We start from the raw sequence: 12,242 nt of genomic DNA, 5'->3' as shown, positions 1-12,242 counted from the left end.
GCGCTCCATGAAGCTGCTCCGCCTTGCCTTGCGCACCCTGCGCCGCGAATGGCATCTGCCCGAACTGCGCACACTGGCCGCCTCGCTGCTGCTCGCCGTCGTGTCACTGGGCGTGGTGGCGACGCTCGCCAGCCGGGTCGAACGCGGCCTGCTCGCCAGCGCCGCGGAGCTGATCGGTGGCGACGCGGGCCTGTCCGCACCGCAGGCGCTGCCGCCGCCCTACGCTACCGAGGCCCGCCAGCGCGACCTGGCCGTAACGCGCAGCGCCGGTTTCCCCAGTGTCGCCTTCGCCGGCGAACGCGGCCAGCTGCTCGACGTCGATGCCGTCGACGGCGCCTGGCCCCTGCGCGGCACGCTGGAGCTGGCCGCACATGGAGCCACCTCCGCCGGGCACGGACCGGCCGCCGGCACCGTCTACCTGGATCATCGCGCGCTGGTAGCGCTGGGGCTGGGCGTGGGCGACCGCGTGCAGGTGGGTGGCCAGGAACTCACCGTCGCGGCCGAGCTGGTGAGCCAGCCCGATGGTGGCCAGCTGTTTGCCCTGGCCCCCCGTGCGCTGATGAACCTGGCCGACGCGCAGCGCGCCGGGCTGCTCGGTGTGGGCAGCCGCGCGCGCCATCGCCTGCTCGTGGCCGGCGCACCCGCGGCCATCGGCGACTGGCTCGCCTGGGTCAAGAGCCGTCCCCTGCCGCAGGGCGCTGAGTTGGTGACGCCCGAGCAGACCCAGCAACGCATGCGCAACGCGTTCGACCGCGCCGGTGCGTTCCTGCGCCTGACCGCGCTACTTTCGGCGTTGCTGGCCGGGGTGGCGATCGCGCTGGCCGCGCAGCGCTACGCGCGGCGCAAGACCCCGGAGATCGCCCTGCTGCGAGCGCTGGGGACCGCGCGCGCCCGCGTTTTCGCCCTGCTGCTTGCGACTCTGGGCGCGCTCGCCCTGCCGGCGGCGTTGCTTGGCGTGCTGCTGTCCTGGGCCCTGGCCGAGGGCGCCTGGCGCCTGGCCGGCGCCACGTTCGTGCACGTGCCCACTGCGCTGCCCCTGTTGCCGGCATGGGGCGCCGCGGCAATGGGCCTGGCCGTGCTCGCCGGCTTTGCGCTGCCTCCGCTGGCGCGGCTGGCGGAGGTGCCGCCGGTAGCCGTGTTCCGCGCCAGCATGGCCCGGCGGGTGCGTCGGGTGGATGCGCTGTACCTCGTGCCCGGGCTGGTTGCGCTGGCGCTCATCTGGAGCCAGAGCGGCTCGGCGAAGCTGGCCGGCATCCTGGCTGTCAGCCTGTTTGGCGTCGCCCTGCTCGCGGCCCTGCTCGCGCTGGTGCTGCTGTGGTTCGCGCGGCGTATTGCGCCGGGTGCTCACCCGGCGCTGCGGCTCGGGCTGGCCGCGCTGGCGCGGCGGCGCGGCCTCAGCACGGTGCAGGCCACCGCGCTCAGCCTCGGCCTGGTCGCGCTGCTGCTGCTCGCGGTAGTCGCGCCGGCGCTGCTCGAAGGCTGGCGCCGCGAGCTGCCGGCGGATACGCCCAACTGGTTCGTGCTCAACCTGCAGGACGACCAGCGGGCGGATTTCACCGCGCGCCTGCAACGCCTGGGCGCGCAGGAGCTCAACATGCTGCCACTGGCGGTGGGCAAGCTTGCCGCGATCAACGGCAAGCCGGTGGACCAGCTGCACTTCGCCGACCCACGCGCCAAGGAGTGGGCCGACCGCCAGTTGCGCCTGTCCTGGACCGGCACGCTGCCACCGTCCAACCGGGTGGTCACCGGCCGCTGGGCTGGCGCCCATCCGCCCGATGCGGAAGTCTCGGTAGACACGATGTGGCGGGACATGTTCGCGCTGAAAATCGGCGACCGCATGCGCTTTGACGTGGGCGAGGGCACGCTGGAGGCGACCGTGGGCAGCGTGCGCCAGGTCGACTGGAGCTCGTTCCGGGTGAACTTCTTCCTGCTGCTGGACCCGGCCCATGCGAGCGACCTGCCGCACACCTGGCTGGCCAGCTTCTACCTGCCGCGCGGACATGCTGACGCGCTGGCGAAGTTGTCGCGGGACTACAGCAACTTGAGCCTGGTCGACGTCGATGCGCTGCTGGATCGCGTGCGTGAGATCGTCGCGCAGGTCGGCGGCGCCGTGCGCTGGGTGCTGGGTTTCAGCCTGCTGGCTGGTGGACTGGTGCTCGCCGCGGCGCTCGCCACCAGCGCAGCCGAGCGCCGGCACGAGGCCGCGCTGCTGCGCACGCTGGGCGCGCGCCGTGGCCAGTTGCGGCTGGCGGCCGCTTGCGAGTTCGCGCTGCTCGGCCTGATCGCCGGCCTCACCGCCGCACTGGGCGCGTTTGGCGCTGGCTGGTGGCTCGGGCGCGCAGTGTTCCGGCTGGACGACTTCGTGCCGCCGCCCGTTCCGCTGCTGGCTTCGGCGCTGGCGGCGGCGGTCGTGATCATGCTGCTGGGCCTGGCCGGCACCCGCAAGGTCACCCGCACCTCCCCAATGCGATTGTTGCGGGAAGGATGAGCGCGGCCCCAGACTGATCCTTTCATCCGGAGCACGCCCATGACCGACCGTCGCGCACTTCCCCGCCCCCGAGGTGGCAGCCTGGGACTGTTCGTTGCCCTGGGTGCGTGCATCGGTGCAGGAATGGGCGTGGCCCTGGGTAACGTCGCCTCCGGCATCGGTATCGGCGTGGCCCTCGGCATCGCGCTCGGCCTCGCCGTGCGGGGCAATGGCTCCAAAGGTTGCGGCGACACCGATCCGCCGCGAGAGTGAATACGGAGACGTCCATGTACACCCTCTACTACGCCCCGGGCACCGCCAGCATGGTGGTGCACCTCGCGCTGCTCGAAACCGGCGCGCCGCACGAGCTCAAACGGGTCGACCTGGACGCGAAGGCGCAGCACGATCCCGACTACCTCAAGCTCAACCCGCGCGGCGTGGTGCCCACCCTGGTGGTCGACGGCACGCCGCTGAGCGAATCGGCCGGGCTGCTGATGCTGCTGGCCGAGCGGCACCCCGACTCGCCGCTCGCGCCACCGCCGGGCACGCCGGAGCGGGCGGCCTGGTATCAGTGGATCGTCTATCTGAGCAACACGCTCATGTCTGCCTACCGCTTCTGGTTCTATCCGCAGGAGCTGGACGACACGCCGGCGGTACGTGCCGCCCTGCAGCGGCGGATCGAGGGCGTGTGGGACCTGCTCGATGCCCACCTCGCCGTCCATGGCCCCTACCTTCTGGGCGAGCGCTTCTCCGGCGCGGACCTGCTTTTGACGATGTTGATGCGCTGGTCGCGCAACATGCCGCGCCCGGCTACCGACTGGCCGGCGCTGAAGCGGTTGGCCGACCGGGTACGCGCGCGACCGAGCTGGCAGCGGTTGTACGACATCGAGGGCCTGGTCGAGTGGTAGGCCGATCGAACCGATGAGGGCACGTCGCTGGCGGGATCGGCTCAAGGCCGAATGGCTGCTGCTCGCCTTCGCCCTGCTCACGCTGGCGCTGGCGCTTGCCGATCCGCAGCCCATCGCCGCCTGGCGGCGCTGGCTGCAGGGGCCGACGCTGGCTGGCCTGGCCGGGCTGCTGATCGCCATCCAGGGCATCCGCGACAGCGCAATGGTGCAACACGTGGCCGCGCTGCTCGTCGCTCGCGCGCATTCGCTGCGCAGCCTGGGCCTGTTGCTGGTGACCGCCACGGCGCTGCTGTCCATGGTGCTCACCAACGATGTCAGCCTGTTCGTGCTGGTGCCGCTGACGGTGGTGATAGGCGGCCTGTCGAACCTGCCGGTGCTGCGCATGGTGGTGCTGGAAGCGCTGGCGGTGAACGCGGGCTCGACGCTGAGCCCGATCGGCAGTCCACAGAACCTGCTGTTGTGGCAGCACGGGCAGCTGTCGTTCCTGGGGTTTGCCTGGGCCATGGCGCCGGCGGCCGTGATGATGTTCGCGCTGGTGGCGGCGCTGACCTGGATCTGGCTGCCGCGCGATCGGGTCGCGCTGGCGCCGCAGGCGCTCGATCGCCAGTCCGTGGCACGCGGACTGGCCGCGCTGTCGACAATCGCGTTGGCGGCGATGGTGGTACTGATGGAGTACGGCCACGCGGCGCTGGGCGCCGGCGTGCTGCTGCTGGTGTTCGTGCTCGCCGCCCCACGCAGCCTGGCGCGGGTGGACTGGTTGCTGCTGCTCACCTTCGCCGCGATCTTCCTCGGACTGGGCCACCTGGCCGAACTGCCGGCGGTCAACGCGACGCTGGACCGACTGGATTTCAGCCAGCCACTCACGCTCTATCTGAGCGGCATCATCGCCTCGCAGCTCATCAGCAACGTGCCGGCGACGGTGCTGTTGCTTGAACGGGCGCACGATCCGATCACGTTGGCCATCGCCGTGAACGTGGGCGGCTTCGGACTGGCGATCGGCTCGCTGGCCAACCTCATTGCGCTGCGCCTGGCCCGCCAGCCACACGGGCTGCGCGCGCTGCATCAGGCATCGGTGCCGTTTCTGCTGGTGAGTGCACCGCTGGTGTACCTGGCATGGCGGTGGCTGGGCTGAGGCAGGCATTGCCGGAGGGCGCAGGACAGGCTTCCGCCCCGTTGCTAGCCGCGGCGGGGGCGTGGGCTGAAGCCCGCCCTACGGTGGGTTCGGTGCGGTGCGATCAGTCGTCGTCACGCGGCACGTCCACCTTGCCCTTGACGTTGTTGTGGCTGACGTCGCCGCTGCCCTTGGCACCGAGGCTGAGGTCACCGCCGACGCCGTCGACATCCAGGTCGCCCGAGCCCAGCGTGTCGGCGTGGACGCTGCCGCGCACGTTGCGCAGGGTCACGTCCCCGGAGCCGATGCTGCCCACGCGCGCGTCGCCGCCGATGCCGCTGGCGCTGAAGTCGCCGGAACCGACCGAGCCCAGGTCCAGGCTGCCGATGTCATGCGCCTCCACGTCGCCGGACCCCACGCGGGTGGCGAAGCGGCCGGTCACGTTGCGGACGTTGAGGTCACCGGAGCCGACACGGCTGTCGAGCTGGCCGACGCCGCTGACTTCGGCATCGCCGGAACCCACCTCTACCGTCAGCGGCAGGTTGATCGGGAGTTCGACCGTCACGTCGAGGCCCGCCTCGCCGCTGCCGAACCAATGAAGGCCACGCCCGTTACCCAGTTCGAGAATCAGCTGGTCGCCTTCGCGACGCTGGGTGACGACCAACCGGTCGAGCATGTCGCGATCGGACGCGCAGGCGCGGCCACGCACGTCGAGCTTCCCGGCGTCGGCCCGGCCGGTCACGTGCAGATCGAAGCTGTGCACCTGGATCTGCACGGCGCGCACGCCGGCCAGGTCGACGCTGAGGTTGCGCGGCGCCTCGAAGGCGCAGCGGTCGGCTGCGTGGCCGGCCAGCGGCGCGAGCAACAGCAATGAGGCGAGGATGAGGCGCATGGGGAAACTCCGCTTGGCTGAATGAACACCCCTAGGATGCATCCGGCGCCTGCAGGGTTGCAGTCAACGCCGCCAATCGGGTCGCGTTCTCCGGAACACACTCGAACGGAGCTCACTCATGGCAACCCGCCTTCTGCTCGCCCCTGCCCTCGCCCTGCTGCTGACCAGCCCCCTGGCCATATCGCAGGACGCGCCCGCCGCAACACCTGCGCCCCAGGCCCGCACCCTCCCCGCTCCCGCCCCGACGGGCGAGCACATGCAGCGCATGCACAAGGAGCCTCGCATGGGCGAGCGCATACACCGGATGCGTATGGAACACGGTCCAGGCATGGGTGCCATGGCCGACCTGCACTCGCTGGAACGGCTGTATCGGGAGGCTGGGCGCGAGAAGGACATGGCCGGCATCTACAACGAGGTGCTGGCCAAGTCGCAGGATCCGCATCTGCGCACTTATGTCTACCATCGCCTCGCCCGCCTGCAGGCGCAGCCGGCCAACGTCGACCAGGCGATCGCCACGCTGCGCAAGAGCCTGTCGGAGAACCTCGCCAACGAGGCGAAGATGCGCGCCGAGCGCGAACGCATGCGTGCGCAATGGCAGCAGAAGAACACGCCGACGGCGCGCTGAAACCGCCTTGCCTCGCAGGGTGGGCTTGAGCCCACCTTGCGCGGAACATCCGGTGGCGCGCCGGTCTTACCGTGCCCGGACCTACGGTGGGCGGAAGCCCACCACGGGTCACTCGGCGCGTTTGGCCTGCTGCCAGAGCGCCTCCTGCTCCTGCAGGCTCCGCTCGGCCAGCGGGCGGCCTTCTGAAGCGGCGAGCGTTTCCATCTGTCGGAAACGCCGCTCGAACTTCGCATTGGCGCGTCGCAGGGCGCGCGAGAAATCCACACCCGCGTGACGGGCCAAGTTGGCGGTAACGAACAGCACGTCGCCCAGTTCGTCCTCCAGCCGATCTACATCGGCGCCAGCGGCAAACTCGGTGCGGACCTCGTCCACTTCCTCGGCCAGCTTGTCCAGCACCGGGCCGGGCTCGCGCCACTCGAACCCGACGCTCGCGGCACGCTGTTGCAGCTTGGCAGCACGCTTCCACTCCGGCAGGCCGCGCGAGATGCCAGCCAGCGCGCTGCCATCATGCGCATGCCCGCGTTCGGCGCGCTCGGCCGCCTTGATGGCCTCCCACGCGCGCGCCTGTGCCTCGCCGTCCTCGTAGCGTTCCTCGCCGAAAACATGCGGGTGGCGTCGGCGCATCTTGTCGGCGATCCCGTGGGCGACGTCGGCGAAATCGAACAGGCCACGCTCGCTGGCCATCTGCGCGTGGAACACCACCTGCAGCAGCAGGTCACCCAATTCCTCGCGCAGGTCATCGAAGTCGTCCCGATCGATCGCGTCGGCGACTTCGTAGGCCTCCTCCAGGGTGTAGGGCGCGATCGTGGCGAAGTCCTGCTGCACGTCCCACGGGCAGCCCCGCTCGGGATCACGCAGGCGCGCCATGATCGCGAGCAGGTCGTCGAGCGTGTAGCGACCCGCCATGGATCAGGCGGGCCTCGCCTTGGCCAGCCGTGCCTTCCAATCGACCGCGCGATCACCCACGGCGAGGAATTCCGGATTGAGCACGGAGTCTTTGGTGTTGTACCGCAACGGGTCGCCGGCCAGGTCGAGCACGGCACCGCCGGCCTGTTCCAGCACGCACTGCGCCGCTGCGGTATCCCATTCGCTGGTCGGGCCCAGCCGCAGGTAAAGGTCGGCCACCGCGCGGGCGATCAGGCAGAACTTCAGCGAGGAACCCATCGGGAACGGCTGGTAGGGCGTGCCCAGCAACGCATCGAGGAACTCGTGCGTGTCGTTGCCGTGCGAGCGGCTGCCGGCGACCACCGCGGGAGCGGCGAGCGCACGCACGCCGATCGGCTGCCATTGGCCATTCGCGTGCTGCTGCAGCCAGGCGCCCTGGCCGTCGGCGGCGGCGAACAGTTCGCCGGTGACCGGCGCCAACACCACGCCGAGCACCGGACGGTGGTCTTGGACCAGCGCAATGTTGACGGTGAATTCGCCGTTGCGCTTGACGAACTCGCGCGTGCCATCCAGCGGGTCGACGAGCCAGTAGCGTGACCATGCCTGGCGCGTGGTCCACGGTGCAGCGCGCGCCTCCTCCGACAGCACCGGAATATCCGGCGCGATGCGTGCCAGGCCCGCGGCGATCACGCGCTGGGCAGCCAGGTCCGCGGCGGTAAGCGGCGACTTGTCGTCCTTGTGCTCGACGGTGAACTCGTCGCGGTAGATCGCCAGGATCGCATCGCCCGCTTCGCGTGCGATCGCGCTCACCTCGGCCAGCAGGCCGGTTTCGGGTGCGACCGCGCTCATGGCTGGAACCGCCCGGCCAGGTACTCGCGCGCCATGAAAAGCGCGGCGATCGAGCGGCCTTCGGTCACGTCGTCACGGCCGACAAGGGTATGCAGTTCGGAAAGCTTCCATGGGACCACGTCCAACTCCTCGGGTTCGTCGCCGGGCAGGCGTTCGGGGTAGAGATCCTGTGCCAGCACCACGTGCGCCATGTGCGTCATGTAGCCGGGCGAGAGCGACAGGTTGTGCAGGATCTTCAGGCGATTGGCGCCGTAGCCGACTTCTTCCTTCAGCTCACGGTTGGCGCCCTGCTCGGCCGTCTCGTCCTGGTCGAGCCGGCCCTTGGGCAGCGACAGTTCGTAGCGACCCACACCGGCGCCGTACTCGCGGATCAGCAGCACCGTGTCGTCGTCGAGCATCGGCACGATGATCACCGCGCCCAGGCCGCTGGCACGCAAGCGCTCGTAGGTGCGCTTCTCGCCGTTGGAGAATTCCAGGTCCAGTTGCTCGACGCGCAGGAAGCGGCTGTCGACGCATTCGCGGGTGGCGTGGATAATCGGTGGCTTGCGCATCAGGACATTCTAGCCCGCGGTTTCATGATGCAAGCGTGCAAGCGCCTGGGCGTGGATCGCCGGGACACCGGCCAGCACGCTGGTGGTTTCCAGGCTGGGCGCGCGGCCCTGCAAGTCGGTGAACACGCCACCGGCTTCGCGCACGATGACCGCCAGCGCGGCCACGTCAAGGATGTTGACGTCGGACTCGATCACCAGATCCAGGCCGCCGCGGGCGAGCAGGTGGTAGTGGCAGAAGTCGCCATAGCCGCGGATGCGGTTGCTGTCGCGAATCAGCGCACCGAGGGCGTCCCAGCGGGCGTCGGCGGTGAGCGACTTGACGTTGCCGATGGAGAGCGACGCCTGTGCCAGCGTGCCGGTGGGCGCCACCTGCACGCGTTCGCCTTCGAACCAGGCGCCCGCGCCCCGCCGCGCCCACACCGTCTCGCCGTAGATCGGCGCACTGGAGACGCCAAGCACCAGTTCGCCTCCGTCCATCAGCGCGATCTGCGTGGAAAAGAACGGTGTGTGGCGGACGAAGCTCTTGGTGCCGTCGAGCGGGTCGACCAACCACAACAGGCCATCGCGCGCGCCCTCCAGGCCGTACTCCTCGCCATAGATCGCCGCCTGCGGCAAGGCCCGGGAGAGCAGCGCGCGGATGGCCTGCTCCGCTTCACGATCGGCCACGGTCACGGGCGTGGCATCGGACTTCCATTCGACCGCCACGCCGCGGCTCCAGTAGTGGCGAATGATGTCGCCCGCGGCGGCGGCAGCTTCGCGCGCGGCGGCAAGGGCATGTTCGGCGTCGTAACTCATGGCGAGGTTTCCGGCGTGGCGGCGGCGAGGCCGCCGCGGCGATGGAGTCGTAAGGTGCCATTCGCATCCGGCCGGTCCAGCCGCGCGAGCCAATGGCGCAGTACCGCATCGGTTGTCCGCGGTTGCAGCAGCAGGTCCAGTCGCCAACCCAGAGGGCTGGCTTGCCATTGACCCTCGGCACGCAGCGGTCCGTTGGCCTGGTCGCGCAGTTGGCCGGTCAACACGCCGTTCGAGCCGTGCAGGTCCATCCCGAAATCACCCAGGACGACGGCCTGTGCGCGTGTTCGCATGGAAGCGTCGCGCCACTGCGCCCGGCCATCGAGGTCAACCGGCCAGTTCGCCTGGAGCACCGCCCGCTGCAGTTTCAGTGTCAGACTGCCGCGCGGCGAGCCGAGCGACGAATCGAGCCGGGGTGTCCACGCCGCCAGGTCGGCACGCAGCGACACGTCGGTCCACATGGGGCGGCCCGCGCCATCGCGCTGCAAATGCCCGCTGGCCACAAGACCCGGGCCGGAAAAATCCAGTTGCAGGTCCAGTCGTCCCCACAGCAGGGCGCGCGAAAGCCGCCATTGCATCTGCCCCAGCGAACGCCCATCCGGGCCGCGCAGTTCCCGGGCCCCACCGTTCCATACCAGTCCGTGCACGCCTTCGAGCCTGAGGCCATGCAGGCGCGACTGCACGAACGGAGTCGCCCAGCGTGCCGGCAGCAACAGCACCAGCAGGGTAACGAGCAACAACACGATGGCGACGGTCAGCCAGACGCGCGAGCGTTTCACTTCGGTCCTCAAGCTTGAGCGGCCACGCCGCAACGCCGATCATAGCGGGATGGACGCACCCTCCCCCGATGCCCCGGCCCTTGCCGGCAACGCCGCGTTGGCCGCGCGGGACCTCAAACACGTGTGGCATCCCTGCACGCAGATGCACGACCACGAAAGCATCCCGCTGGTGCCGATCGTGCGCGGCGAAGGCGCGTGGCTGTTCGATGCCGACGGTCGCCGCTACCTGGACGGCGTCAGCTCCTGGTGGACCAACATCTTCGGCCACGCCAACCCTCGCCTGGCCGCAGCATTGACCGACCAGGCGCAGCGCCTGGAACACGTGATTTTCGCCGGCTTCACCCATGAGCCCGCGATCGAGCTGGCCGAAGAACTCGTGCGTATCGCGCCGCCGGGGCTTGAGCGCGTGTTCTACGCCGACATCGGCTCCGCCGCGGTCGAGGTGGCGCTCAAGATGAGCTTCCACTACTGGCTCAACAAGGGTCACGGCCAGAAGACACGCTTCATCGCGCTCACCGGCAGCTATCACGGCGAAACGCTCGGCGCGCTGTCGGTCAGCGACGTGGCGTTGTATCGCAAGACCTACGCGCCGTTGCTGCTGACACCGATCCTCGCGCCCTCGCCGGACGCCTACGAGGGCGAGGCGGGAGAAACGCCCTCGCAGGTCGCGGCACGGCGTCTGGGAGAACTGCGCGTCCTGCTCGAACGCCACGCGCACGAAACCTGTGCGGTGATCGTCGAACCGCTGGTGCAATGCGCCGGCGGGATGCGCATGTACCACCCCAATTACCTGGCCGGCCTGCGCCGTTTGTGCAACGAGTTCGACGTGCACTTCATCGCCGACGAGATCGCGGTGGGCTTTGGCCGCACGGGCACGCTGTTCGCCTGCGAGCAGGCCGCCGTGGCACCGGATTTCATGTGCCTCTCGAAGGGACTGACCGGCGGTACGTTGCCCCTGGCGGCGGTGCTCACGACCGAAGCGGTGTACGCGGCCTTCTATGCCGAATACAACGCCGGCAAGGCCTTCCTGCACTCGCACAGCTACACCGGAAACCCGCTGGTTTGTCGCGTGGCGCTGGAAACGCTGGCGATCTTCCGCGACGAACCGGTGCTGGAGCGCAACCGCGTGCTTGCCGAGCATCTGGCCAAGAGGCTCGCGCCGCTGCGTGACCACCCGCATGTTGCCGACGTGCGCCAGACCGGCATGATCGCAGCGGTGGAACTGGTCGCCGACAAGCGCACGCGCAAGCCCTGGCCAGCGACCGAACGGCGCGGCATGCGCGTCTATCTGCATGGACTGCAGAACGAGGCACTGCTGCGGCCGCTGGGTAACGTGGTGTATTTCATGCCGCCGTATGTCGTCACGACACAGGACATCGACCACCTCGTGGACGTGGCCATCGCCGGGATCGAGCGCGCCGTGGCGTGACCATCCCACGATGGGGAACCTTGAGCGGCCCTCGCGACTCACCCACTGGCAGGACCTTCATGCGTACGATCCGCATCCACGTCGACGAACACCTTGCCCCCAACGCTGAGCTGAGCCTGCCGGCGCAGGCAGGCGAGCACGTGGCACGCGTGCTGCGCCTGGGCGAAGGCGCGCCGCTGGTGCTGTTCAATGGCGACGGCTACGACTACGCGGCGGTCATCACCCAGGTCGGCAAGCGCGAGGTACGCGCGCGTGTCGGGGACAGGCAGGCGATCGCCAACGAATCGCCGTTGCCGCTCACGCTGGCCCAGGGCGTCGCGCGTGGCGAGAAGATGGACCTCATCGTGCAGAAGGCAACGGAGCTGGGCGTAGCCCGGATCGTGCCGCTGCTGACCGAACGTTCGGAAGTCCGTCTCGATCCGACGCGTGCGGAAAAACGGCTGGCGCACTGGCGCGCCGTCGCTGCCAGTGCCTGCGAGCAGAGCGGTCGCGCCCGGTTGCCGGAAGTCCTGCCTACGCAAGCGCTCGAAGCCTGGTTGGCATCGTTGCCGCAGGATGGGGTCTTGCGCCTGGCGCTGCTGCCCGAGGGCAGCCAGTCGCCACGTGAGCTTGCCTTTGGCCCGGCCGGCGGCCTGCTGGTAGTGGGACCGGAAGGCGGGCTCGGCGAGCGTGACGTAGCCAGCCTCACGAGCGCAGGTTTTGCGGGTCTGCGGCTAGGGCCCCGCATCCTGCGCACGGAGACGGCGGGGCTCGCGGCGCTGGCGGCGCTGCAGGCGTTGCACGGGGATATCTAGGCGTTGGCGTTCCTGCGTGGGTCTTTCCGCAACTTACCTCGCCAGCGGCGGGCTACCGATCGCCTGCCGGCGCTCGGGTCACTTTCGTTGCTCGCCCGAAAGTAACCAAAGAAATGGTTAGCCAGGCACCGGGGGATTAAAAGGCCAGCCGCCTGTGCGC

The 12,242-nt window shown here is 69.6% G+C and carries 13 protein-coding genes; 7 read left to right on the top strand and 6 right to left on the bottom strand.

Annotated features, from left to right (window positions below; genetic code table 11):
* Nucleotides 1-7: 7 nt before the first annotated feature.
* Genes J7I44_RS10110 through J7I44_RS10095 form a run of 4 tightly spaced genes read left to right on the top strand, consistent with a single transcriptional unit; the run spans nucleotide 8 to nucleotide 4,507 of the window.
* Entirely contained in the window at nucleotides 8-2,488 is a 2,481-nt protein-coding gene (locus tag J7I44_RS10110; RefSeq protein ID WP_209619854.1) for an ABC transporter permease, read from the top strand.
* 39 nt (nucleotides 2,489-2,527) lie between these two features.
* Complete coding sequence (locus tag J7I44_RS10105; protein ID WP_209619851.1) at nucleotides 2,528-2,740, top strand: glycine zipper domain-containing protein; 213 nt, start codon at nucleotides 2,528-2,530, stop codon at nucleotides 2,738-2,740.
* Between the two features lie 14 nt (nucleotides 2,741-2,754).
* Complete coding sequence (locus J7I44_RS10100; RefSeq protein ID WP_209619847.1) at nucleotides 2,755-3,375, top strand: glutathione S-transferase family protein; 621 nt, start codon at nucleotides 2,755-2,757, stop codon at nucleotides 3,373-3,375.
* A 13-nt stretch (nucleotides 3,376-3,388) separates the two neighbouring features.
* Complete coding sequence (locus J7I44_RS10095; protein WP_209619844.1) at nucleotides 3,389-4,507, top strand: SLC13 family permease; 1,119 nt, start codon at nucleotides 3,389-3,391, stop codon at nucleotides 4,505-4,507.
* Nucleotides 4,508-4,610: 103 nt separating this feature from the next.
* Here the strand turns inward: J7I44_RS10095 and J7I44_RS10090 are convergent, their stop codons facing one another.
* Nucleotides 4,611-5,378, bottom strand: coding sequence for a GIN domain-containing protein (locus tag J7I44_RS10090; protein ID WP_209619842.1), 768 nt, complete (start codon nucleotides 5,376-5,378; stop codon nucleotides 4,611-4,613).
* A gap of 118 nt (nucleotides 5,379-5,496) precedes the next feature.
* On the opposite strand from J7I44_RS10090, the gene J7I44_RS10085 reads away from it, so the two are divergent.
* On the top strand, nucleotides 5,497-6,003 hold the full coding sequence (locus J7I44_RS10085) for a YfgM family protein (RefSeq protein WP_209619821.1): 507 nt from the start codon (nucleotides 5,497-5,499) through the stop codon (nucleotides 6,001-6,003).
* A 108-nt stretch (nucleotides 6,004-6,111) separates the two neighbouring features.
* On the opposite strand, the gene mazG is transcribed toward J7I44_RS10085, so the two are convergent.
* From mazG to J7I44_RS10060, 5 genes are read right to left on the bottom strand one after another with little or no spacing between them, the layout of a single operon-like run.
* Entirely contained in the window at nucleotides 6,112-6,909 is a 798-nt protein-coding gene (gene mazG, locus J7I44_RS10080; RefSeq protein ID WP_209619816.1) for a nucleoside triphosphate pyrophosphohydrolase, read from the bottom strand.
* Between the two features lie 3 nt (nucleotides 6,910-6,912).
* Nucleotides 6,913-7,737: a 3'(2'),5'-bisphosphate nucleotidase CysQ gene (cysQ, locus tag J7I44_RS10075; RefSeq protein WP_209619802.1), complete on the bottom strand. Its 825-nt coding sequence runs from the start codon at nucleotides 7,735-7,737 to the stop codon at nucleotides 6,913-6,915.
* Entirely contained in the window at nucleotides 7,734-8,288 is a 555-nt protein-coding gene (nudE, locus tag J7I44_RS10070) for an ADP compounds hydrolase NudE (protein WP_209619800.1), read from the bottom strand. Before nudE ends, cysQ begins: the two co-directional genes overlap by 4 nt.
* Before the next feature lie 9 nt (nucleotides 8,289-8,297).
* The gene (locus J7I44_RS10065; protein WP_209619797.1) at nucleotides 8,298-9,083 is read right to left on the bottom strand and encodes an inositol monophosphatase family protein; all 786 of its coding nucleotides are present in this window, start codon (nucleotides 9,081-9,083) and stop codon (nucleotides 8,298-8,300) included.
* Nucleotides 9,080-9,859, bottom strand: coding sequence for a type II secretion system protein N (locus J7I44_RS10060; protein ID WP_209619794.1), 780 nt, complete (start codon nucleotides 9,857-9,859; stop codon nucleotides 9,080-9,082). The genes J7I44_RS10065 and J7I44_RS10060 overlap by 4 nt, the downstream gene beginning before the upstream one ends.
* Before the next feature lie 49 nt (nucleotides 9,860-9,908).
* Between J7I44_RS10060 and J7I44_RS10055 the strand changes: the two genes are divergently transcribed.
* Both J7I44_RS10055 and J7I44_RS10050 read left to right on the top strand, forming a co-directional pair.
* Complete coding sequence (locus tag J7I44_RS10055; RefSeq protein WP_209619791.1) at nucleotides 9,909-11,288, top strand: adenosylmethionine--8-amino-7-oxononanoate transaminase; 1,380 nt, start codon at nucleotides 9,909-9,911, stop codon at nucleotides 11,286-11,288.
* 59 nt (nucleotides 11,289-11,347) lie between these two features.
* Nucleotides 11,348-12,082, top strand: coding sequence for a 16S rRNA (uracil(1498)-N(3))-methyltransferase (locus tag J7I44_RS10050; protein ID WP_209619788.1), 735 nt, complete (start codon nucleotides 11,348-11,350; stop codon nucleotides 12,080-12,082).
* Nucleotides 12,083-12,242 lie beyond the last annotated feature (160 nt).

The organism is Frateuria flava (assembly GCF_017837635.1).
Lineage (GTDB): Bacteria > Pseudomonadota > Gammaproteobacteria > Xanthomonadales > Rhodanobacteraceae > Frateuria_A > Frateuria_A flava.
This window is presented reverse-complemented; position numbering and strand designations above follow the sequence as displayed.

Bases quoted from the DNA above. Each gene is read 5' to 3' on its own strand.
- J7I44_RS10110 (WP_209619854.1), top strand. From the start codon at position 8: ATGAAGCTGCTCCGCCTTGCCTTGCGCACCCTGCGCCGCGAATGGCAT.
- J7I44_RS10105 (WP_209619851.1), top strand. From the start codon at position 2,528: ATGACCGACCGTCGCGCACTTCCCCGCCCCCGAGGTGGCAGCCTGGGA.
- J7I44_RS10100 (WP_209619847.1), top strand. From the start codon at position 2,755: ATGTACACCCTCTACTACGCCCCGGGCACCGCCAGCATGGTGGTGCAC.
- J7I44_RS10095 (WP_209619844.1), top strand. From the start codon at position 3,389: ATGAGGGCACGTCGCTGGCGGGATCGGCTCAAGGCCGAATGGCTGCTG.
- J7I44_RS10090 (WP_209619842.1), bottom strand. From the start codon at position 5,378: ATGCGCCTCATCCTCGCCTCATTGCTGTTGCTCGCGCCGCTGGCCGGC.
- J7I44_RS10085 (WP_209619821.1), top strand. From the start codon at position 5,497: ATGGCAACCCGCCTTCTGCTCGCCCCTGCCCTCGCCCTGCTGCTGACC.
- mazG (WP_209619816.1), bottom strand. From the start codon at position 6,909: ATGGCGGGTCGCTACACGCTCGACGACCTGCTCGCGATCATGGCGCGC.
- cysQ (WP_209619802.1), bottom strand. From the start codon at position 7,737: ATGAGCGCGGTCGCACCCGAAACCGGCCTGCTGGCCGAGGTGAGCGCG.
- nudE (WP_209619800.1), bottom strand. From the start codon at position 8,288: ATGCGCAAGCCACCGATTATCCACGCCACCCGCGAATGCGTCGACAGC.
- J7I44_RS10065 (WP_209619797.1), bottom strand. From the start codon at position 9,083: ATGAGTTACGACGCCGAACATGCCCTTGCCGCCGCGCGCGAAGCTGCC.
- J7I44_RS10055 (WP_209619791.1), top strand. From the start codon at position 9,909: ATGGACGCACCCTCCCCCGATGCCCCGGCCCTTGCCGGCAACGCCGCG.
- J7I44_RS10050 (WP_209619788.1), top strand. From the start codon at position 11,348: ATGCGTACGATCCGCATCCACGTCGACGAACACCTTGCCCCCAACGCT.